At 39.9% G+C, this 21,759-nt stretch carries 22 protein-coding genes and 2 riboswitches; of the genes, 19 read left to right on the top strand and 3 right to left on the bottom strand.

Annotation, left to right across the window (positions count from 1 at the left end; genetic code table 11):
* Positions 1-101: 101 nt before the first annotated feature.
* The 16 genes from ACFX4R_RS13995 to cobO all read left to right on the top strand — a co-directional run bounded on the left by ACFX4R_RS13995 (position 102) and on the right by cobO (position 14,951).
* Positions 102-1,139: a M42 family metallopeptidase gene (locus tag ACFX4R_RS13995; protein ID WP_043982902.1), complete on the top strand. Its 1,038-nt coding sequence runs from the start codon at positions 102-104 to the stop codon at positions 1,137-1,139.
* Positions 1,140-1,489: 350 nt separating this feature from the next.
* Positions 1,490-1,648, top strand: a complete 159-nt coding sequence (locus tag ACFX4R_RS13990) for a hypothetical protein (protein WP_013057318.1) — start codon at positions 1,490-1,492, stop codon at positions 1,646-1,648.
* A 146-nt stretch (positions 1,649-1,794) separates the two neighbouring features.
* A riboswitch (cobalamin riboswitch) is annotated at positions 1,795-1,973 on the top strand.
* 118 nt (positions 1,974-2,091) lie between these two features.
* Positions 2,092-2,271, top strand: a riboswitch (cobalamin riboswitch).
* A gap of 101 nt (positions 2,272-2,372) precedes the next feature.
* The gene (locus ACFX4R_RS13985) at positions 2,373-2,753 is read left to right on the top strand and encodes a (2Fe-2S) ferredoxin domain-containing protein (RefSeq protein ID WP_043982900.1); all 381 of its coding nucleotides are present in this window, start codon (positions 2,373-2,375) and stop codon (positions 2,751-2,753) included.
* A gap of 13 nt (positions 2,754-2,766) precedes the next feature.
* Positions 2,767-4,389 (top strand): precorrin-3B C(17)-methyltransferase, encoded by a 1,623-nt coding sequence (gene cobJ / locus ACFX4R_RS13980; RefSeq protein WP_162214352.1) that lies wholly within the window; start codon positions 2,767-2,769, stop codon positions 4,387-4,389.
* Between the two features lie 18 nt (positions 4,390-4,407).
* Positions 4,408-5,319, top strand: coding sequence for a sirohydrochlorin chelatase (locus tag ACFX4R_RS13975; protein ID WP_075421809.1), 912 nt, complete (start codon positions 4,408-4,410; stop codon positions 5,317-5,319).
* Positions 5,316-6,083, top strand: coding sequence for a precorrin-6A reductase (gene cobK / locus ACFX4R_RS13970; protein ID WP_043982897.1), 768 nt, complete (start codon positions 5,316-5,318; stop codon positions 6,081-6,083). The genes ACFX4R_RS13975 and cobK overlap by 4 nt, the downstream gene beginning before the upstream one ends.
* Positions 6,084-6,088: 5 nt before the next feature.
* Entirely contained in the window at positions 6,089-6,736 is a 648-nt protein-coding gene (locus ACFX4R_RS13965) for a precorrin-8X methylmutase (RefSeq protein ID WP_013083415.1), read from the top strand.
* A 3-nt stretch (positions 6,737-6,739) separates the two neighbouring features.
* Positions 6,740-7,843, top strand: a complete 1,104-nt coding sequence (locus tag ACFX4R_RS13960; RefSeq protein ID WP_043982896.1) for a cobalt-precorrin-5B (C(1))-methyltransferase — start codon at positions 6,740-6,742, stop codon at positions 7,841-7,843.
* Positions 7,833-9,029, top strand: coding sequence for a bifunctional cobalt-precorrin-7 (C(5))-methyltransferase/cobalt-precorrin-6B (C(15))-methyltransferase (locus tag ACFX4R_RS13955; protein ID WP_043982895.1), 1,197 nt, complete (start codon positions 7,833-7,835; stop codon positions 9,027-9,029). The genes ACFX4R_RS13960 and ACFX4R_RS13955 overlap by 11 nt, the downstream gene beginning before the upstream one ends.
* Before the next feature lie 2 nt (positions 9,030-9,031).
* Positions 9,032-9,733, top strand: a complete 702-nt coding sequence (cobI, locus tag ACFX4R_RS13950; protein WP_013057310.1) for a precorrin-2 C(20)-methyltransferase — start codon at positions 9,032-9,034, stop codon at positions 9,731-9,733.
* Positions 9,730-10,506 carry a precorrin-4 C(11)-methyltransferase gene (cobM, locus tag ACFX4R_RS13945; protein ID WP_025751698.1) on the top strand — a complete coding sequence of 259 codons (777 nt, stop codon included), beginning with the start codon at positions 9,730-9,732 and terminating at the stop codon, positions 10,504-10,506. The genes cobI and cobM overlap by 4 nt, the downstream gene beginning before the upstream one ends.
* A complete protein-coding gene (locus ACFX4R_RS13940; RefSeq protein WP_043982893.1) occupies positions 10,503-11,627 on the top strand; it encodes a cobalt-precorrin 5A hydrolase in 1,125 nt (374 codons plus the stop codon). The genes cobM and ACFX4R_RS13940 overlap by 4 nt, the downstream gene beginning before the upstream one ends.
* 13 nt (positions 11,628-11,640) lie before the next feature.
* Entirely contained in the window at positions 11,641-13,023 is a 1,383-nt protein-coding gene (locus tag ACFX4R_RS13935; protein ID WP_043982891.1) for a cobyrinic acid a,c-diamide synthase CobB, read from the top strand.
* Entirely contained in the window at positions 13,020-13,790 is a 771-nt protein-coding gene (cobA, locus tag ACFX4R_RS13930; RefSeq protein ID WP_013057306.1) for a uroporphyrinogen-III C-methyltransferase, read from the top strand. Before ACFX4R_RS13935 ends, cobA begins: the two co-directional genes overlap by 4 nt.
* Positions 13,791-13,810: 20 nt before the next feature.
* Positions 13,811-14,380 carry a nitroreductase family protein gene (locus tag ACFX4R_RS13925; RefSeq protein ID WP_043982889.1) on the top strand — a complete coding sequence of 190 codons (570 nt, stop codon included), beginning with the start codon at positions 13,811-13,813 and terminating at the stop codon, positions 14,378-14,380.
* 31 nt (positions 14,381-14,411) lie between these two features.
* Complete coding sequence (gene cobO, locus ACFX4R_RS13920; RefSeq protein WP_013057304.1) at positions 14,412-14,951, top strand: cob(I)yrinic acid a,c-diamide adenosyltransferase; 540 nt, start codon at positions 14,412-14,414, stop codon at positions 14,949-14,951.
* Between the two features lie 26 nt (positions 14,952-14,977).
* Here the strand turns inward: cobO and spoIIP are convergent, their stop codons facing one another.
* Together spoIIP and ACFX4R_RS13910 are read right to left on the bottom strand one after the other, a co-directional pair.
* Entirely contained in the window at positions 14,978-16,147 is a 1,170-nt protein-coding gene (gene spoIIP, locus ACFX4R_RS13915; RefSeq protein WP_043982887.1) for a stage II sporulation protein P, read from the bottom strand.
* Between the two features lie 160 nt (positions 16,148-16,307).
* Positions 16,308-17,876 carry an RQC-minor-2 family DNA-binding protein gene (locus tag ACFX4R_RS13910; RefSeq protein WP_377569794.1) on the bottom strand — a complete coding sequence of 523 codons (1,569 nt, stop codon included), beginning with the start codon at positions 17,874-17,876 and terminating at the stop codon, positions 16,308-16,310.
* Positions 17,877-18,125: 249 nt separating this feature from the next.
* On the opposite strand from ACFX4R_RS13910, the gene ACFX4R_RS13905 reads away from it, so the two are divergent.
* From ACFX4R_RS13905 to ACFX4R_RS13895, 3 genes are all read left to right on the top strand, one after another.
* On the top strand, positions 18,126-19,718 hold the full coding sequence (locus tag ACFX4R_RS13905; RefSeq protein WP_043982885.1) for an APC family permease: 1,593 nt from the start codon (positions 18,126-18,128) through the stop codon (positions 19,716-19,718).
* 155 nt (positions 19,719-19,873) lie between these two features.
* Entirely contained in the window at positions 19,874-20,413 is a 540-nt protein-coding gene (locus tag ACFX4R_RS13900) for an SMI1/KNR4 family protein (protein WP_043982883.1), read from the top strand.
* Between the two features lie 395 nt (positions 20,414-20,808).
* Positions 20,809-21,009, top strand: coding sequence for a hypothetical protein (locus ACFX4R_RS13895; RefSeq protein ID WP_043982881.1), 201 nt, complete (start codon positions 20,809-20,811; stop codon positions 21,007-21,009).
* A gap of 26 nt (positions 21,010-21,035) precedes the next feature.
* Here ACFX4R_RS13895 and ACFX4R_RS13890 read toward each other — a convergent pair whose 3' ends face one another.
* Entirely contained in the window at positions 21,036-21,533 is a 498-nt protein-coding gene (locus ACFX4R_RS13890; protein ID WP_043982879.1) for a GNAT family N-acetyltransferase, read from the bottom strand.
* Between the last annotated feature and the right edge of the window lie 226 nt (positions 21,534-21,759).

The raw sequence follows: 21,759 nt of genomic DNA, 5'->3' as shown, positions 1-21,759 counted from the left end.
AAGCCGGGCAGCTGCCCGGCTTGTTTTGTTTGGAGCTGACTGTTATCTTTTTTGAAACATATGGTAAAATAAAAGAAATGAGAGACAAAGGAAGTGTCATAATGACGGAAACTGTTCAGTTAATTAAAAAGCTTGTTTCGATTCCCAGTCCTTCTGGAAATACAGAAAAGGTAATTTCATTTGTCGAAGACTATATAAAAGAGCTAAATATTCAAACGTACCGCAATCGAAAAGGAGGCTTAGTCGCTACTATTCCCGGTAAAGATACAGATCACCACCGCATGCTGACGGCTCATGTCGATACATTAGGTGCTATGGTAAAAGAAATCAAACCGAGTGGACGTCTGAAAATCGACTTGATTGGAGGGTTTCGCTACAATTCTATTGAAGGAGAATATTGTGAAATTGAAACTTCATCAGGAGAAGTATTTACAGGAACCATCCTTATGCATCAAACATCTGTTCATGTGTATAAAGATGCAGGGAAAGCTGAGCGAAATCAAGAAAATATAGAAATTCGACTGGATGAAAAAGTACATAGCGCAGAAGATGTTCGCAGCCTTGGAATTGAAGTAGGCGACTTTGTTTCGTTTGATCCTCGTGTAGAAATAACAAAAAGCGGTTTTATTAAATCTCGTCATCTCGATGATAAAGCAAGCGTAGCTTTATTGCTCCAGCTCATAAAAACAATTCAAGAAGAACAGATCGAACTGCCATACACTACGCATTTTCTCATTTCAAATAATGAAGAAATTGGATACGGAGGGAATTCGAACATTACGCCTCAAACAGTAGAATACTTAGCGGTTGATATGGGTGCTATGGGAGATGGACAATCTACCGATGAATACACCGTGTCTATTTGTGTAAAAGATTCAAGCGGCCCATATCATTACGGTTTGAGAAAGCATTTGGTGGAGCTAGCTAAGCAGCATGATATTCAGTACAAATTAGATATTTATCCGTTTTACGGATCAGATGCTTCTGCTGCTATTCGTGCCGGACACGATATCGTACACGGCTTAATTGGTCCAGGAATTGATTCTTCTCATGCGTTTGAGAGAACGCATCAAGATTCATTAAACCATACGTATAAGCTTCTTTATCACTATGTGCAGTCGAACATGGTTCTGCTTTAAGAAAGCAATATTTAATTAGTGTATTTTTATGCAAAATAAAGAGCAGGACGGGATTGTGATGTCTGTACTTTCCTTTCCTAAAAAAGAAGCCGGCTGTCCGGCTTCTTTTTTTAATAAATACTATATATTTTTTACTGGTGAAGCAACAGTTGGTTAAAAAAGCACCTTTTTAAAGAGGTATAATATTGCTTAAACCTTTTGTACATTTTGTTCATTTACAGAAGTTAAAATGTTTTTAAATTTTTAAAAGTTTCTTGTGACAAGTTTTGTAGAATGGGTTTTCAAAAGGAAATGGTTTCGGCATAATGTGGATATAGCGATCACTACAATAATCGGAGGCGAATCTTTTCATGTGGGTACTGACGGTATATGCTGGAAAAGAAATGAAAATGTTTGAATTTGAAACTGAAAAGCAGGCGAGAGAAGCTTTTGCCAAAACAAATGGCTGTAAAGTTCTTTCAGAAGTGGTGTATTATAATGATCCTCATTTAACATTAGTAGCTATATAATGAAAAAACAAGAGCTGACTTTATGCTCTTGTTTTTTTATAGGTGCTTGTATCTTCCGAAAAGAATAGAGTTGAAATAAAAAAAAATGTACGCTATGATATGGTAGTTACTTCTATTATTCTGATAGTTTAAAAGGTTCATATATATCAAACAGCAACAGTAAAGATGCCAAGAAGGCTTAATAGGGAAACTGGTGAAAGACCAGTACTGCCCCCGCAACTGTAAGTGTGGACGAACGAGTATAACCACTGTGAAAAAATCACGGGAAGGTTCTCAAGTAGAATGATACACAAGTCAGGAGACCTGTCTTTATTGTGAAGTTTCTATTTCTCCGGGGAGCGGGAAGGGAAACGTTGGCTTAAAGTGGCATTCGTGTACACTCTTATTCTGACGTTTTACCCGCTCGCATATTAGCGAAGCGGGTTTTTCTCGTATCGAAAAACTACATATCGTGCAAAAAAGGTGCGCAATGTTCACATTGCGTTAAATGGGAAGTCTGGTGTGAAGCCAGCGCGGTACCCGCCACTGTGAAGAGGAGCTGATTGCATATGCCACTGTATTTGGGAAGGCGCAATCAAGTGATGAATCGAAGTCAGGAAACCAGCCTTTTTCTAATGCGAAGCTTACCCTACGGGATATAGGTGGAAGTGCAAAAACTTAGTTTGAATTTTCTGCGCCTCTATCATTGATAGAGGCGCTTTTTTTAGTAAAGGAGCGAATGAGTGTGACGACGTGGAACTTAAACGGAACAAAACATCACGTATTGATTTGTAATGGAAGCAGCTGTATGAGAAAAGGTGGAGAAGAAGCCACACAAGCTATTCGAAATAAAGTGACGGAACTGGATTTGGATGAAACGGTTCATACAACGCGTACGCGCTGTAACGGACGATGCAAAGATGCTCCTGTAGCTATCGTCTATCCTTCAGGAGATTGGTACAAGCAGGTCACTGAAACCGTGGCTCACCGGATTGTCGAAGAGCATTTAGCAGGAGGCTGCAGTGTAAAGGAATCGCTTATTTATGAATATGATCAAAATGGTTTCGTTTCTCCGGAAAACAGTGACTCCATAGAAGGAATTGACAAAGTAAAAAGTAACGCATAAAGGAGGAGCTAGCATGAAAGGTAAACTGTTAGTTATTGGATTTGGGCCGGGGAGCTTTGAACATATTACACAGCGAGCAAGAGAAGCCATTCAAGAAAGTGATATGATCATCGGTTACAAAACCTATGTGGAATTAATTCAAGGACTGTTAACGAATCAGCAAATTATTAGTACGGGAATGACCGAAGAAGTAAGCCGTGCACAGGAAGCTGTAAAGCAAGCCGAAGCAGGAAAAACCGTAGCTGTCATTTCGAGCGGAGATGCAGGAGTATACGGAATGGCAGGCCTTGTATATGAAGTGTTGATTGAAAAAGGCTGGAAAAAAGAAACGGGCGTAGAGCTGGAAGTAATTCCTGGCATTTCGGCTATCAATTCATGCGCATCTCTCCTTGGAGCGCCCGTGATGCACGATGCTTGTACGATTAGTTTAAGTGACCACCTTACGCCGTGGGATCTAATCGAAAAAAGAATTGAAGCAGCTGCACAAGCAGATTTTGTAGTGGCTTTTTACAACCCAAAGAGCGGAAGACGAACAAGACAAATTGTTGAAGCGCAAAGGATTCTATTAAAGTACCGTTCTCCTGATACGCCTGTTGGTCTTGTGAAAAGCGCTTATCGTGACCGTGAAGAAGTCGTAATGACTAACTTAAAAGACATGTTAAACCATGAAATAGGCATGCTGACTACCGTTGTTGTCGGAAATTCATCTACGTTCTTTTACGACGATTTAATGATTACACCGCGCGGGTATCAGCGGAAATATACCCTCAACCAAACGGAGCAGCCGCTAAGACCGCATCAGCGACTTCGAAAAGAAGCAGAACCATGGGCTCTCGATCAAGAAGAGACTGTAGAGCAAACAGCTTCAGCAATTGAAGCAGTTCAGACCAAACCAGAAGAAACAGCAACTTCACGAGCTCTTGCAGAAGAAGCGCTTCAAGCAATTTTAGGTGAAACCACTTCTGGGGTCGTACACCAGCCAATACAGTCAATTTTCGAAGTCGCGGTTAGTCCAGGACTTGCCAATAAGAAATTCACGCCTGTTCAAATGACAACACTAGCAGAAGTTGTTGGTGAAAAAGGTACGATGGAGTATACACCTGACCATCAAATCAAACTTCAAATTCCAACAGCCCAGCCAGATGTGATTATTAAAAAGCTCCAAGCAGCTTCCTTTTTACTATCTCCGGTCGGAGACGTGTTCACAATTAAAGCGTGTGATTTTTGTGATGGAGAAAAAAGCGATGCTATTCCACATACGGAAGAATTACAAAAACGCCTCGGGGGAATGGACATGCCAAAAGAGCTGAAGCTTGGTATTAATGGATGCGGTATGGCCTGTTATGGCGCAGTTCAAGAAGATATCGGCATTGTCTATAGAAAAGGTGCGTTTGATTTATTTTTAGGAGCTAAAACGGTTGGACGAAATGCGCATTCAGGTCAAATTGTGGCGGAAGGCATAGCACCCGATGACATTGTTGAAATAGTGGAGAACATTGTCCATGAATATAAAGAAAAAGGTCATCCTAATGAGCGATTTCATAAATTCTTTAAGCGTGTGAAGAACGTTTATGGATTCGACTATCAAGATATAACACCAAAAATAAAAGTAGAACCAGCTCCGTGTGGAGATTAAAAAATGGGAGGGCATTATATGAAATCAGTTTTATTTGTCGGTCATGGAAGCAGAGATCCTGAAGGGAACGATCAAATTCGCGAATTTATTTCGACTATGAAGCATGATTGGGACGCATCTATCTTAATAGAAACGTGTTTTCTAGAATTTGAACGCCCAAATGTAAGTCAAGGCATTGATACATGTGTGGCAAAAGGAGCAAAAGATGTAGTTGTAATTCCAATTATGCTCTTGCCTGCTGGCCACTCTAAAATACATATTCCGGCGGCTATAGATGAAGCTAAGGAAAAATATCCACACGTAAACTTCGTATACGGACGTCCCATTGGCGTTCATGAAGAAGCCCTTGAAATTTTAAAAACGAGATTACAAGAATCAGGAGAGAATTTAGAAACTCCAGCTGAAGACACGGCTGTTATCGTCTTAGGGCGAGGGGGAAGTGATCCTGATGCAAACAGTGATTTATATAAAATTACGCGCCTTCTTTGGGAAAAAACAAATTATAAAATCGTTGAAACTTCTTTTATGGGCGTGACCGCTCCACTGATTGATGAAGGCGTGGAGCGATGTTTGAAATTGGGCGCTAAAAAAGTGGTTATTCTCCCGTATTTCTTATTTACAGGAGTATTAATTAAGCGATTAGAAGAAATGGTGAAGCAGTATAAAATGCAGCATGAAAACATTGAGTTTAAGCTCGCCGGCTATTTCGGTTTTCACCCAAAACTGCAGACAATTTTAAAAGAACGTGCTGAAGAAGGATTAGAAGGTGAAGTGAAAATGAACTGCGATACGTGTCAATATCGCCTTGGCATTATGGAGCATATTGATCACCATCATCATCACGATCATGACCATGATCACGGACACCATCACCACGATCACCATCATGACCACGATCATCATGAAGATAAGGTCGGCGAGCTAAAATGATTTTATTGTTAGCCGGAACTAGCGATGCACGTGCATTAGCCGTGCAAGTGAAAAAAGCAGGTCATGAGGTTACGGCAACGGTTGTAACCGAAAACGCAGCTATCGAATTACAGCGTGCAGAAGTGAAAGTGAAAATTGGACGTCTCACAAAAGAAGATATGATGGATTTTGTAAACGAACATCGTGTAAAAGCTATTGTGGATGCAAGTCATCCTTTTGCAGAAGAAGCATCTAAAAATGCTATCGGCGCGGCTGCTGAAACAGCGATTCCTTACATACGCTATGAGCGGGCTTCGCAGGCTTTTACCTATGATAATATGACAATGGTTTCTACGTATGAAGAAGCAGCAGAAGTAGCAGCTGAGAAAAAAGGAGTTATTATGCTGACAACAGGCAGCAAAACGCTGCAGGTTTTTACAGAAAAGCTGCTTCCTCTTTCAGATGTACGGCTTGTTGCTCGTATGCTTCCAAGGCTGGATAATATGGAAAAGTGCCAGCAATTGGGATTTTCGCAAAAAAATATTATTGCTATTCAAGGGCCGTTTACAAAAGAGTTTGATCGAGCGCTGTATAAGCAATACGGAGTGACGGTCATGGTCACAAAAGAAAGCGGAAAAGTTGGATCTGTGGATGAAAAAGTGGAAGCAGCTAAAGAGTTAGGCTTAGATATTATTATGATTGGGCGACCGAAAATTGAGTATGGAACCGTGTATTCCACTTTTGAAGAAGTGGTTCATGCTTTAGTAAACCAAAATAGGAGTTGATTGAGATGGATTTTCGTACAGAATTTAAACCGTTAACTGTTCAGCCTCAGCAAATAGAAGGAAAAAGTTTTGAGATGATTACAGAAGAGCTTGGGCCTCATCCGTTTACAGACGAACAGTACCCAATTGTTCAGCGCGTAATTCATGCGTCTGCAGACTTTGAGCTTGGACGCAGCATGCTGTTTCATCCGGATGCGATTCAAGCAGGAATTAAAGCTATTCGCAGCGGCAAGCAAGTGGTTGCAGATGTACAAATGGTGCAAGTAGGAACAAACAAGCAGCGAATTGAAAAACACGGCGGTGAAATCAAAGTTTATATTTCGGATCCGGACGTAATGGAAGAAGCAAAGCGCTTAAATACAACGCGTGCAATTATTTCTATGCGAAAAGCCATCAAAGAAGCAGACGGTGGAATTTTTGCAATTGGGAACGCACCCACAGCTTTACTTGAATTAATTCGTTTGATTAAAGAAGGAGAAGCGAAGCCTGGGCTTGTTATTGGTCTGCCGGTAGGATTTGTTTCAGCAGCTGAATCTAAAGAAGAACTTGCAAAACTTGACGTGCCGTTTATTACAAACATCGGGCGAAAAGGCGGCAGTACGGTAACGGTTGCTGCATTAAATGCAATTTCAATTCTTGCAGATCAGGTGTAACGCATGAAGGAAGTACCAAAAGAACCTAAGAAACTCAGAGAAGGCTATACGACGGGCGCTTGTGCCACGGCAGCTACGAGAGCAGCTCTGCTTACGCTAATTTCAGGAGAAGTGCAAGATGAGTCAACGATTTACCTACCTGTCGGCCGCTTTGCTACGTTTCATCTTGAAGAATGCGAGTATCGCACAAGCAGCGCTGTAGCTAGCATCATTAAAGATGCTGGAGATGATCCCGATGCCACGCACGGAGCGCTGATTATTTCTGAAGTTTCGTGGTGTAATGGTGCAGGTATTATCATTGATGGAGGAGTGGGAGTAGGGCGTGTAACAAAGCCCGGCCTCCCGGTTCCTGTCGGTGAAGCAGCCATTAACCCTGTTCCAAGAAAGATGCTGAAAGAAACGGCTGAACAGCTTCTAGCTGAATACAATATACAAAAAGGCGTTAAGATTGTCATCTCGGTTCCTGAAGGAGAAGAAATGGCGAAAAAGACATTAAATGCGCGTCTAGGTATTTTAGGAGGCATTTCGATACTGGGGACGCGGGGAATTGTCGTTCCGTTCTCAACAGCTGCTTATAAAGCAAGTATCGTGCAGGCAATCAGCGTTGCTAAAGCGAGTAATTGTGAGCACGTTGTCATTACGACAGGGGGCCGAAGCGAAAAGTATGGAATGAAACAGTTCCCTGAACTTCCGGAAGAAGCATTTATCGAAATGGGAGATTTTGTTGGATTTACGTTAAAACAATGTAAAAAGCAAGGAATGAAAAAAGTATCGCTCGTAGGCATGATGGGAAAGTTTTCAAAAGTCGCGCAAGGCGTTATGATGGTTCATTCAAAAAGTGCACCCATTGATTTTAATTTTTTAGCAAAAGCAGCTTCTGAGTCAGGCGCTTCTGCTGAACTGGTAGAGGAAATAAAAGGTGCAAACACAGCTTCTCAAGTGGGGGATTTAATGACGCAAAGCGGTCATCATAAGTTTTTTGAAAAACTGTGCGAGTACTGCTGTTTATCAGCATTAAAGGAAGTAGGGGACGGAATCGATGTCGATACGTCTCTTTACACATTAAAAGGAGATTTTTTAGGACAGGCGGTGCAACATGGCAATTAAAATTATTGGAATTGGTGACGATGGGAAGTTAAGCTTGCTTCCTATGTATGAACAGTGGGTGTATGAAAGTGATGTGCTAATTGGAGGAAAGCGTCACCTGGATTTTTTTCAAGATTTCGAAGGAGAAAAGGTAGCGATTGAAGGGGGTCTTTCTCCTCTTGTTGAACGTTTAAAAAACGAAGAAGGAAATGTGGTTGTGTTAGCGTCAGGCGACCCGTTATTTTACGGAATAGGAAGCTATCTTTCTACGAAGCTAGACGTTGAAATATATCCTTATTTAAGTTCTATTCAGCTTGCATTCTCACGTTTAAAAGAGCGATGGCAAGACGCTTATTTTACAAGCGTGCACGGCAGGAGCATAAAAGGGCTGGCTCAGCGCATTGACGGCTATAAAACAGTGGCGATTTTAACCGATGAGCAAAATTCTCCTAGTGCTCTGGCAAACTACTTATTATCATTCGGCATGAAGGAATACAAGATGTTTGTAGCAGAGAATTTAGGAGGAGAAACGGAGCGCTGTCAGCTGCTTTCGCTGGAAGAAGCGGCGAATCAACTGTTTTCTCCGCTTAATGTCGTGATATTAAAACAGGTAGAAAAAACCCCAGTCTGGCCTCTCGGAATAGAGGACGATGAATTTATTCAACGCAAGCCGGACAAGGGGCTTATTACTAAAAAAGAAGTTCGCACACTTAGTATTAGCGCCCTGCAGCTAAAGAGAGACAGCGTCGTATGGGATATCGGAACATGTACGGGTTCAGTCGCAATTGAAGCGGCTAAAATTGCGCGTGAAGGACAAATTTTTGCCGTGGAAAAAAACGAAGCAGACTTAGAAAACTGCAGGGAAAATCTATTGAAATTTCGAGTAGACGCCCACACTGTGCACGGAAAGGCACCGGAAGGGTTAAGTGAGTTTGCTGATCCTGACGCGGTGTTTATTGGAGGCACAGCAGGAGGCATGGAAACCATTTTAGACGTGTGCTGCAGCCGGTTAAATGCAGGAGGGCGCATCGTATTAAATGCCGTAACGATTGAAAATTTAGCAGAAGCAATGAAAGCTTTTAAAGAGCGAGGATTCGAGACTGCTGTTACCCTTGCACAAATTTCAAGAAGCAAGCCCATTTTACATTTAACGCGATTTGACGCTTTAAACCCCATTTATATTATTACAGCCAAAAGAGGAGAATGAATATGATTGGAACATTGTACGGACTTGGAGTTGGACCGGGAGATCCAGAACTTATTACAGTAAAAGCATTTCGTAAATTAAAAGAATCACCCGTTATTGCGTACCCGAAAAAACAAAAAGGAAGCAAAAGCTACGCCCAAAAAATTATTGATGTCTATTTCAGTGCAAATGAAAAAGATATGCTGGGCCTTGTGTTTCCAATGACAAAAGATCCTGCTATTTTGGAAAGAAAATGGACCGAAACGGTAGAACGAGTATGGGAAAAGCTCCAGGAAGGAAAAGATGTAGCATTTGTCACAGAGGGAGACCCTATGCTTTACAGTACGTTTATTCACATGATGCGTCTAATGCAAGAACGTCACCCTGAAGCTCCGATTCAAGTAATTCCTGGTATTTCATCCATTAATGGAGCTGCATCTCGTTTAGGTATTCCGTTAGCAGACGGTGATGAACATGTAGCAATTGTTCCTGCTCGTGAAGATTATGAAACAATGAAAAAAGTATTAATGGAAAACGACTGCGTCATTTTTATTAAAGTGGCCAAAGTCATCGATTTTATGGTCGGTCTTTTAAAAGAGCTTGATCTGCTTGAAAAAGCGTCAGTGGTGACAAAAGTAACGTCAGATGAAGAAATTATCTGGAAAGCTTCAGAACTAGAAGGAGCCGATTTACAATACTTAACGCTAATGGTGGTGCGAAAATGAAGTTATACATAATCGGAGCTGGACCCGGAGATCCAGATTTAATTACCGTAAAAGGCTTAAAATTACTTCAGCAAGCAGATGTTGTCTTGTACGCTGACTCACTGGTAAGTCAAGAGCTAGTTGCTAAGTCTAAACCAGGAGCTGAAGTGTTAAAAACAGCGGGTATGCATCTAGAAGAAATGGTCGGTACGATGCTTGAACGCATGCGTGAAGGAAAAATGGTTGTAAGAGTACATACCGGAGATCCTGCTATGTACGGAGCCATTATGGAACAAATGGTGCTTTTAAAAAGAGAAGGCGTTGATATTGAAATCGTTCCGGGCGTCAGCTCCGTATTCGCTGCTGCTGCAGCGGCTGAAGCAGAATTAACCATTCCAGATTTGACTCAAACGGTTATTTTAACTCGTGCTGAAGGAAGAACGCCTGTACCTGAGTTTGAAAAATTAACTGATTTAGCAAAACATAAATGTACCATTGCGTTATTTTTAAGCGCGACGCTCACAAAAAAAGTAATGAAAGAATTTATAAGCGCGGGTTGGAGTGAAGACACGCCGGTTGTAGTAGTCTATAAAGCAACGTGGCCAGATGAAAAAATTGTTCGCACAACGGTAAAAGACCTAGATGATGCTATGCGAACAAACGGCATTCGCAAGCAGGCGATGATTTTGGCAGGCTGGGCACTTGATCCACACATTCATGACAAAGATTATCGTTCAAAACTTTATGACAAAACATTTACCCATGGCTTTCGAAGAGGAGTGAAGTCGGAATGATTCAACTCCAAGAAGGAAAAAAAGCCCTCATTACACAGCGCGGAGATTATGCCGTTGTAGCTATCACAAAACACGGCGTAGAAATTGCAAGAAATCTAGGCCGCACTTTTCAGCAGTCTGATGTGTATTACATGAGCAAGTTTGAAAAAGGAGACGAACAAGAGCAGAACATCCAGCTGTTTTCAGGAAGCGTTCGGATGCTTTTGCCTTCTCTTTTTGAATCGTATAAAGGACTTATTATTATTATCTCACTGGGAGCAGTTGTGCGTATGATTGCCCCTATTTTAAAAGATAAGAAAACGGATCCTGCGGTTGTTGTCATTGATGATAAAGGTGAAAATGTCATTAGCGTGCTTTCGGGTCATATCGGAGGAGCAAATGAGCTTACGCGTGAAGTTGCGGCAGCTCTTGAAGCTCATCCTGTCATTACAACAGCATCCGATGTGCAAAAAACAATTCCGGTTGATTTATTTGGTAAGCGCTTTGGATGGGTGTGGGAATCAGCAGAAAAACTAACGCCTGTCAGCGCTTCTGTGGTGAATGAAGAAGAAATAGCAGTGGTTCAAGAATCAGGTGAAAAGAACTGGTGGCATTATGAGCACCCTGTTCCAGCTAACATTAAAACATATTCATCGATTCAGACAGCTCTTGAAGCATTGCCACATGCAGCTTTGGTCGTAACGCATCGCAATTTAAAAAAAGAGGAAGAAGCAATCTTAGAAAACGGTGTTCTTTACCGTCCAAAAGTACTGGCGATTGGGATGGGGTGCAACAGAGGAACAAGTGCAGCGGAAATTGAAACCGTTATTGAAAAAACGCTTGCTGAACTTCAGTTTTCAATGAAAAGTGTAAAAGCATTATGTACAATAGAGATAAAGAAAGATGAAGAAGGGCTATTAGAAGTGGCGTCTAAGTACGGCTGGGAGTTTGTCTATTATTCGCCCCAAGAGCTAAACAGCATAAGTATCCAACAGCCTTCAGATACTGTCTTTAAATATACAGGTGCATATGGCGTGAGTGAACCTGCTGCTATGTTATACAGCGGTGCTGATAAGCTTGAACTTGTGAAGAAAAAGTCAGGGAATGTCACCATTTCAGTGGCGCTTATTCCCTATGACTAAAGGAGAGAACAACATGTCAAACAGAAGACTCGTCATTGCCGGTACTGGAAGTGGCGTAGGGAAAACAACACTTACAATCGGGCTGATGGCAGCATTAAGACAAGCTGGTTACAGAGTTCAAGGGTTTAAATGCGGACCCGATTATATTGATCCAACGTATCATACGGCTGTTACAGAACGAACGTCTCGAAATATAGACAGCTGGATGCTTGAACACGATATGGTTAGAGAAATTGTCGCTCGTGCTAGTGAAGATGCTGATATTTCCATCATGGAAGGAGTTATGGGATTTTTCGATGGGAAAAACCCGTTAACGAACGAAGGAACAACAGCAGAAATCAGCTTAATCACCAATAGCCCTGTCCTTTTAGTTGTCAATTGTGCTAGTATGGCTAGAAGTGCAGCGGCGATTGTAAAAGGGTTTCAGCAATTTTTACCGGAAGCTAACATCGTTGGTGTAATTGCTAACCGGGTTGGAAGTGAAGGACATTATAAACTTGTTAAGGCAGCGATTGAGCAGGAATGTCATATCCCTGTAGTAGGCTACTTGAAAAGAAACGATGATCTTACGATTCCTGAACGTCACCTCGGGCTCATTCCGTCGATTGAACGAGGAGAGTTAACACCGTTTTTTGAACAGTTAGGAAAGCTTGTTCATGATACAATTGATATCGAAAAAGTATATGAACTGGCTTTAGCTCCTAAAATAGAAATTAATGATCCTATCTTTACAAAGCCGTCCGTACCTCAAGTGAAAATTGCTGTAGCGAGAGATGCCGCTTTTAACTTTTATTATGAAGAAAATTTCGAATTGTTAAAAGCTTACGGAGCAGAGCTTGTAGAATTTTCGCCTTTAAAAGGAGAAGTGGTTCCACAAGATGCTGACGGTCTTTATATAGGAGGCGGATTTCCAGAAGAATTTGCTGAAACGCTGGCTCAGCAAATCGACGTTAAAAATTCTGTTCGAGCAGCTATTCAAAAAGGGATTCCTACGCTTGCTGAGTGCGGAGGGTTTATGTTCTTAACAGATGCTATTGTCACGACAGATGATACATGCCATGAAATGGTGGGGCTTATTCCCGGACAAGTAAGAATGCAGACAAAATTAGCTGCTTTAGGGTACCGAGAAGTGACGGGAAAGCAGGGGAATTTTTTATTTAAAGGCGATATACAAGCTAAAGGCCATGAATTTCATTATTCAACCTTTCATTCAGAGAAAGAGTTTTCGCCTGCCTATGATACAAAAGGGATGCGAGGAATGAAAGAAGAAGGCTATATGAACAATAATTTAATTGCCGGCTATACGCACTTTCATTTCGGCTCTTCTATGAAGATGGTAGAAAACTGGGTGGAACAGTGTAAAGCGGTAAAAAAAGAAAGAAGAGATGCCGTGTGACAGTTGGAAAAGTATATTTAGTAGGAGCTGGACCAGGAGATCCGAAGCTAATAACCGTATATGGAATGGAGTGTATTCAAGAAGCGGATGTTATTTTATATGACCGCTTAGCCAACGAACAGTTGTTAAACTATGCTAAAAAAGACGCGGAGCTTATTTTTTGCGGGAAATTACCGGGTAAGCACGGAGTCATCCAAGATCGTATTCACGAACTGCTTGTTGAAAAAGCGCTTCAAGGAAAAGTAGTGACGCGCTTAAAAGGAGGCGATCCTTTTGTGTTTGGCCGCGGAGCAGAGGAAGCGGAAGTGCTTGCTACTCAAGGAATTCCTTACGAAGTCGTGCCTGGTATAACGTCAGGAATTGCAGCTCCAGCTTATGCAGGAATTCCTGTTACCCATAGAGATCATGCCACTTCTTTTGCGATTGTAACGGGTCATGGAAGAGAAGAAAAAGGAAAAGATTATTTAAATTGGTCAGCGCTTGCTCAAGGAATAGATACAATTGCGTTTTATATGGGCGTTGGAAATTTACCTCATATATGCAAGCAGTTGATGGACCATGGACGAGATAAACATACGCCAGTAGCGCTTGTTCAATGGGGCACAACGAAGTATCAGCGCACCGTAACAGGAACGCTTGCCACAATCGAAGAAATAGCAAAAAAAGCAGAAATTGCTCATCCTGCCATTGTGCTTGTAGGTGAAGTTGTGACAATTAGAGAAAAAATAAAATGGTTCGAAGAAAGAGCGGAAAATATTCTGCTTTAACGTTAAAAGGAGGAGACAATATGACGATTATTTCACAGCTAAAAGAACGAAGAGCGGTACGAGATCATGAAGCGCGTGAAGTGGAAAAAGAGAAAATCGAACAGCTGCTTGAAGCAGCGACGTGGGCTCCAAATGACCGAATGAGAGAGCCTTGGAGCTTTTATGTGATTCAAGGAGAAGCAAAAAAGAAGTATGAAGAACTGGCTGAAGCTTATTTAAAGGAGCGCTTTCCTACAAAGCCTCATTTAGTAGAAAGTTCGTTAAAAGCAGTAAAAAATACGCCTGTACATATCGTTGTAACAGCTGACACAGTTGAAGGAGACGATGAAGCCACTGAAGACAACAAATATGCGGTTTCATGCGCGATTCATTCCATGTGGCTAGCGGCTAAAGAACTAGGTCTTGGATTCGTTTGGAGAACAAGAGGCGTTGGTCTTGTTCGAGACGAGAGATTACATGAGTTTATTGGCAACCCTTCAGGTAAAGTCGTAGTAGGAAACGTATTTCTAGGCTATCCAAATGAAGAGTCTCTTACAAAAATGAAAGAGCCTGCTAGAACACCGTTTACAGAAAAAACAACATGGCTGTAAACTGAAATTCGAAGAAAAAGAGGTTTTTAGATTGAAAGACAAACGGGGTCTTACGTTAATTTATACCGGAGACGGTAAAGGAAAAACAACCGCTGCTTTAGGTCTTGCGTTGCGCGCTACGGGACGCGGACAAAAAGTATTAATGATTCAATTTATTAAATCTCCTCAACGTACATATGGCGAAAAGCTGATGTTTGACAGAATAGGAATTGAAATGATTCAAACAGGAGTCGGCTTCACGTGGACAAAAACACCGCCTGAACATCGTGAAGCTTTGCAAAAAGCTTGGGCGCTAACGAAGGAAAAAGTCTTCTCGAACGAATATGATGTAGTTATTTTAGACGAGTTAAATAATGCACTGGCTATCGAGAAATTTCCTATTGATGATGTGCTACCGCTACACGAAGTAATTGACCTTATTCAAAAGCGCCCTGAGCATATGCATTTGGTCATTACCGGGCGTTCTGCCAAAAAAGAAGTGATGGATGCAGCAGATCTTGTGACGGAAATGAAGCCTCATAAACATTATTATGATGAAGGAATTCCTGCTGTAAAAGGAATTGAATTTTAAAAAGCCCTCTTCACTGAGGGCTTTTTTTATTGAGCAGGGGCATCTACTTTTTCAGCTTGCCAGTAAAATTGGCTAATGACATCAGACAGTGCTTTTGTTGTGTTGGTTAGTTCATCAAAGTTATTATCAACTCCGCCCACTTCAATTAAAATCGCATTTTTAGAAACATCTTGGTTATATACACCGTTACCGCTGGATTTGTTTTTGCCAATAACTCCGCGGCTTAACCCAGGATATTTCTTTTCAAGACCTTCATGAAGCGCTTTTGCCATTTTTAAGTTTTGTTCAAAGTTTTGATTCGCTTTCCCTAAAACAAACACAACTTTTGCATACGATTTATTGTTAATCTTAATGGTTGTATTATCTTTTCGAAGCGAATCTCGGTGCAAATCGATAAAGTAAGTTAAATCTCTATTCTCAGTCATCGCCGTTTCAATTACTGTGCGAGACATGGCGTACGATTGGTTGGTGTTCCAGCCTTTTTCTTTTAATTTCTGTCCAATATTGGTTTGATCCACTTCTGCCCCAATTCCCTGAGCCTCTAAATCTTTTCCTAGCATATTTGCGACTATATTAATATTGGTTTTACTATCTACAGCTTTATTAGCATCTGGATCACCTTCAAGTCCTAACAGAGGCAAGTAAGATTCCCAGCTGTGCGTATGATAAATATAAAATACCTTTTTTCCGCCAGTTGTATTATTATTTGGAGCATTCGTACCATCGTTATCTTTAGGTTGCTGAACTTTTGTAGTAGAATTTCTTTCTTTTAGCGTTTCATCTAACGGTGGTGCAGATTCTCTAGGGAAGTTTGTGAAATTTGTGCCTTCACCGGCGATGATAATATTGGAGTCGTAAATACTGAATCCAGGCAGTTCTGAACCAAACAAGCTTCTCGCGTCTTCTGCTCGAATACTTGTTGATAACTCTAGCAGTGTAGAAGAAAGACCTGGAGGCGAATAATTTTTATCAAAAGCCGTTGAAAAGTGGTGGTTTTCCTGGCTCATCAAATAATAAAGGCTTTCTGCTTTATGCTTCGATAACGTTTGATAGACAATAGAAGAATTGAACTGTTCTTTAAATGCTGAGTAACTTACTAGAACAATGATAGATGATGTCATTAAAACAATGGATAAAATAACAAGAACCATCTTATATGTTAACACTACAAAATTGGCGCGATTACTAGATTTCAATGGCGAAATCTCCTCTCTATGTCAGCATCAGGCTAATAGGTATGAAGGACTTTGCTAATCTAGTAATGATTATATGAATGGAGATTTCTAATTATGATAAGCATTTAATAGAGAAAGTAGTCTTCAAAATCAAAAAAGAAGAATCACGCGAGATATAATCTCATATTCTCCGTGATTCTTCTTCAAATAGACGTCGGATGGCTTCGCCTTTTGGAGTGAGGCTGAATCCTTTTTTCTCTTTTTTAAGCAGCTGATAGTTTTGTAATTCTTGTAAATACGTAACAATGCGCTTGCGCTTCACGGAACTTAATAATCCAAATGCGGGTGTTTTATCGAGCTCTTTTTGACGAATACTGTTAGTAGAAACACCTTCTAAAATTTGTACGTAACTCTGCTGAGTTTCCGTGTTCTTTAAGGTATCTATAAGCGTTAGTAACCGTAGCATTTGGTTTGAATCAAAAGTTATTTGACCGATTTCTAGCGGAGTCGAAAGCAGGTCCTGACGCTGCTTATGAAGTTCATTTTCTATCTTAGCGCCTATTTCTGTCAGTTTCTTTTCTATTTCGTTTGGGTCCATATAACATGTAAATTTGTTTGTTTCCTGCAGCAGGGTGACATCTGGAAAATCCCATTGCGAAAACCATTGAATGGAACCAACTTCGAGATTTGCATTCGGTGTTTTTACTTGTAATACCTTTTGAATGAAAGAAAGAAAGGGCTCGTTTTCCTGTAAAACTTGTCTTTGATTAAGTTGATAAGTGGTTAGGCTGCACAATTTGTCTTGGATTTCTTTGATGTGCACTTCATGATGCTTTAAAAGACTTTTCCATTTAAAAAAGACCAGTAGTTTTTGAATCACTTCTTCATTTTCATCTATAATCTCTTCGAACTGCCGCTGAGTTGTAGCTAAGCGTTTCGCTGCTAGCACTACATTATACTCATCATCGAGTGAAATAGCATTATTTGTAACATCATATGTTACGGAGAGACCTCTGTTTTCTGAAGTTAAGCGAATGATCTCGTTTTCTCCGTGAACAGTTAATACCGTATCTTCCGTATCTGAAAATCCTCTCTCAAAGGCGGTGAAAGGAAGAGATCGAAAAGGTCTCATAATGATTTCAATCCGATTGCGCCAAAAAGCAATTTGCTCAGGGTTTTTCATAATAAAAAGCAAAGGTGATTTTTTTGATTGTTCAATTGCTTCAATCACATCTGCATTTCGATGATAAAGGGAAATGAGCGGATGTTTGAAGAAACACTTATTAATATGTTGAATCCATTCTTCTTTGGAAGAATCATGTATCCTAGTACAAAACATGTAATCTTTCATAATACTTCCGAGGTAGTTTTCCAACTCATTTTTAGTTAAAACCGTAAAATCTTGAGAATAAAACTCATCATGATGAATAGGAATGCCGCGATTCTTATTATATTCTTTCCATAGAAATGAAGTCGGTTTCCAAAAGTGAGGATAAACGTCTTCATTTTTATCAATTGCGACAGGAAAACCGCCCCTATGACTTCCATATAAGAACGTTTGAAAAAGGACTATATCTTCTTGAGATAACTCATTCATTGCTCGCTCAAAGTAGTCATTTAAACGTCCAAGCAGCCCTTTAGTATGTTTACTTCCTACGGACCGAATCGATTTATTTTTGCGTCCGAGCGGAAGGAATGTTAAGTGGTTGTAAGCTGTAAAATCAACAGGCAAATTTTCTGGTAAAGTCATTTGTCTAACTCCTTTCATTTATTGAGTATTTTACCTATTAAAGAAGAGAAGAAAAAGTTTTAGTGTGTCTTGAATATAAGAGTTATTTTTTAAAATTTTCTGTTAATTAATCTGTAGAAATCAAGAAAAGGGATTCAAAGTAATTTTGAATGGGTATAGTAATAAAAATTTTGACACATATTATCGAATATATATGAATGTTGTCAAAAAAAACAACAAAAGTGATGATTCATCCAAAGGAGGAAGCTTATGGATAATAAAGGTCCGTTTAAAAAGACGATATCCCTATTAGATTTAACATTGATTGGATTGGGGGCTATTTTTGGCTCCGCTTGGCTGTTTGCCGTTAGTAATGTGGCTACGCAAGCCGGTCCTGCAGGAAGTTTTTCTTGGGTTATTGGTGGAGTTATTATTTTATTAATAGGCCTTGTATACGCTGAGCTAGGGGCTGCCTTGCCTCGTACAGGAGGAATTATTCGGTATCCTGTTTATTCACACGGTCATCTTGTAGGCTATATGATTTCATTTATTACTATTGTAGCGTACACTAGCTTAATCGCTATCGAAGTAACAGCTGTGAGACAGTATGTGGCCTACTGGTTTCCAGGTTTAACAAAATCCGGATCTGATTCACCGACGATATCTGGATGGATTCTACAATTTGTGTTGCTTTGCTTATTCTTTTTACTCAATTACTGGAGTGTAAAAGCATTTGCAAAATCGAATATTATCATTTCTATTTTTAAATATTTTGTACCGCTTACAGTAATCGTAACGCTGGCATTTTATTTTAAGTCAGGAAACTTTACGATGGGAGAGTTTGCTCCCGGGGGGTTTGATGGCATCCAGGCCGCCATTGCCACAGGCGGGGTTATGTTTGCCTACTTAGGCCTTCATCCAATTGTATCTGTAGCTGGAGAGGTAAAAAATCCTCAGCGTAATATTCCAATTGCTCTTGTGATTTGTATCATTCTAGCAGCTCTCATTTATACTGCTCTACAAGTATTGTTTATCGGAGCTATTCCATCTGACATGATTAAAGGCGGTTGGTCCGGCATTCAAGATAAATTCTCACTGCCATTTAAAGACATCGCTGTTGTTCTTGGCCTTGGCTGGCTAGCAACACTTGTTATTTTAGACGCTATTTTATCACCGGGTGGTAACGGTAATATTTTTATGAATACAACATCTAGACTTATCTATGCTTGGTCTCGTAACGGTACGTTATTTAAAACGTTTGCTCATGTGGATAAAAAAACAGGGATTCCTCGATCATCTCTATGGCTTTCATTAGGACTTTCGATTTTTTGGACACTGCCATTTCCTTCATGGAATGCACTCGTAAACGTATGCTCTGTTGCGCTTATTCTTTCTTACGCGATTGCACCAATTTCATCAGCGGCCTTTATGGTGAACGCAAAAGATTTGGAAAAGCCTTTTAAATTAAGAGGAATGAGTATAATTGGTCCATTATCCTTTATTTTTGCTTCCTTTATTGTCTACTGGTCAGGATGGAAGACTATTTCATGGCTGTTAACTTCTCAATTGGTTATGTTTGTTATATATTTGATTTTTGCTAAATATGTGCCTAAAAACGAAGTAAGTCTTCGTCAGCAGATTAAATCAACTTGGTGGTTAGTTGCTTATTATATCATCATGCTCTTTATTTCTTATATTGGTTCGTTCGGCGGAGGAAAGGGTTTGATCGATACGCCTGTAGACTTAATTATCATAGCGGTCGTATCTCTTGGGATTTATTATTGGGCTAAATATACGGGCCTTCCAAAAGCGCTTATTGATTACGATCACCATCCTGAACAGGAAGAAAAAGCACCTGTATAACCTGTAAAGCAGCGATATTCGCTGCTTTTTTCTATGTTATTTGAACATGAAATTCTAAAGTTTGTCGTATAATTTAGTAGGAAAGAAGGAATTAGCACATTATTGTTTAATTAATGTAATGTAACCGTTTTAAATCCAACGCTTGGAGGAAGAGTATGATTGAAAAAATAATAAATTCACTTCGAAAGCGGCTGTGGGAAAACAATAATGTTATAGAAGTGTGTAAAAATGAAGGAGAAGTATACAGAACCACATGTACTTTTTTTGATGGAGTAAGCAAGAATCAACTGAATGTTTTTGAAGATGAAATGCATGTATCACTTCCTGAAGACTACAAGCAGTTTTTGCAGCTAACAAATGGGTGTAATTTGTTCATTGATGCTGACAAAAAAATAGCAGGGAATCTTTATAGCTTAGAAGATGTAAGAGAAACAGCTTATAAAAGTCAGAGTCTCTATATGACAATTGGGTCTGTTGGAGAAGAAGAGATTATCATTGACTCCAAAAAATCAGCGCACTCTGCATATATAATAGTAAAAAAGCGGAACGCATCGTTTCAAGATGCACATGTATTACATATGAATTTTCAGAAATGGCTGGATTGTTTTATAGTGAGTCAAGGGAATTGTTTTTGGCACTGGAATGAGCTTTGTAATAAAGTTCATTCAACGGACAAAAAGACGACCGCTCAATAATATTATCTTCTCGAACTTAAAAGCAGAGCGTATAATCGTTCTGCTTTTTGTATAGTCATTATAAGCTAGAACAGCGAAGCGATTCTAAAAGGTTATGAGTATGATTGTATAGAAATTGTCTAATGTCTGAGTTGTGAATAAGTTTGGTCCTAAAGCATTAGTCACTCCAGGTCTTGTGCTCGTTATCCTATCTCTTGTACTTTTTAGTCAACTTTCTACTTCTACGAGTGCAGCTTATGTCGTTGCGCTGCAATTGGTATTTCGATGGTGTTGCTGCCTGCATAGACTACCGGGGTATATCAGCTCTCTAAGCAGCTGTATCCCTATGGCACAGCAATAATGAATACATTACAACAAGTGCTGGAGCAATTGGAACTGCGCTATTTGTCGGTATTATGTCTTCTGGAAAAGAGAGGTACGTAAAAGGGGTAAATGAATCAAATACAGCTTTAGCAAAAGTGAATGGACTGATTTCCGGATTGCAGCAAGCATTTTTTATTGCTGCTATCGTTGAAGTGATTGTCCTGATCTTATCTTTTTTTCTAAAACGAACTCAAGCTCCAGAAAATTCTTCGGCAGGAGTTCCTATCAAATAAACGAGCACACTAGTGTGCTCGTTTATTTATATAGAAGGAAGACGTTCCCAACCGTATGCTTCGTCTTCAACTTTAGTTTCTCCAAACTGACTTGTGCGATTCAAGATTTTTTTGCCGCCTGATTTTTTATAAAACTGAACGGCTTTCTTATTTTTCTTCATAGCCCAAATAATCATAGACGTATATTGCTGATCAGCAAATTCTTTTACTGAATGAGAAAATAGAAGGTGACCAATTCCTTGGTTTTGCACTTCCTTGCAAACGTATAGCGCGTATATTTCAGCACGGGACAAATGAGGCTTACCTGCTGAAAAGCCGACAATCTTTTCTCGTTCATCGATAGCGAGCAAAATAAAATGAGAAGGCTCGGTAAGAAAAAGGGACCATTTTTCTCTACTTTGTTCATAAGATAAGCTTTTTAAATAAGCATCAGGTACTAATCCTTTGTATGTAATGCGCCAGCTGTCAACGTACAGACGGGCAACAGAAGGGATGTGAGAGGAAGTAGCTTTAATAATTTTCATTAAAAAATCTCCTTTTTTAAAATATTAAGGCATATAGTATACCTTTCAGCCTAAGAATATTATGAAAAATAGATCATAATTTTCCAGTAATTCATAAAATGGTAAAAAAGGTGGTGTTCATTCTCACTCTATCACGGTAAAGTGAGAATATACATTTGTTTTGTTGTTTTAATTTTTGCTATATGTATAATGTCTAACGATCTATTTGTTATTCACCTTTACTAGT

The organism is Priestia sp. YIM B13490, assembly GCF_042787735.1.
GTDB lineage: Bacteria > Bacillota > Bacilli > Bacillales > Bacillaceae_H > Priestia > Priestia megaterium.
This window is presented reverse-complemented; position numbering and strand designations above follow the sequence as displayed.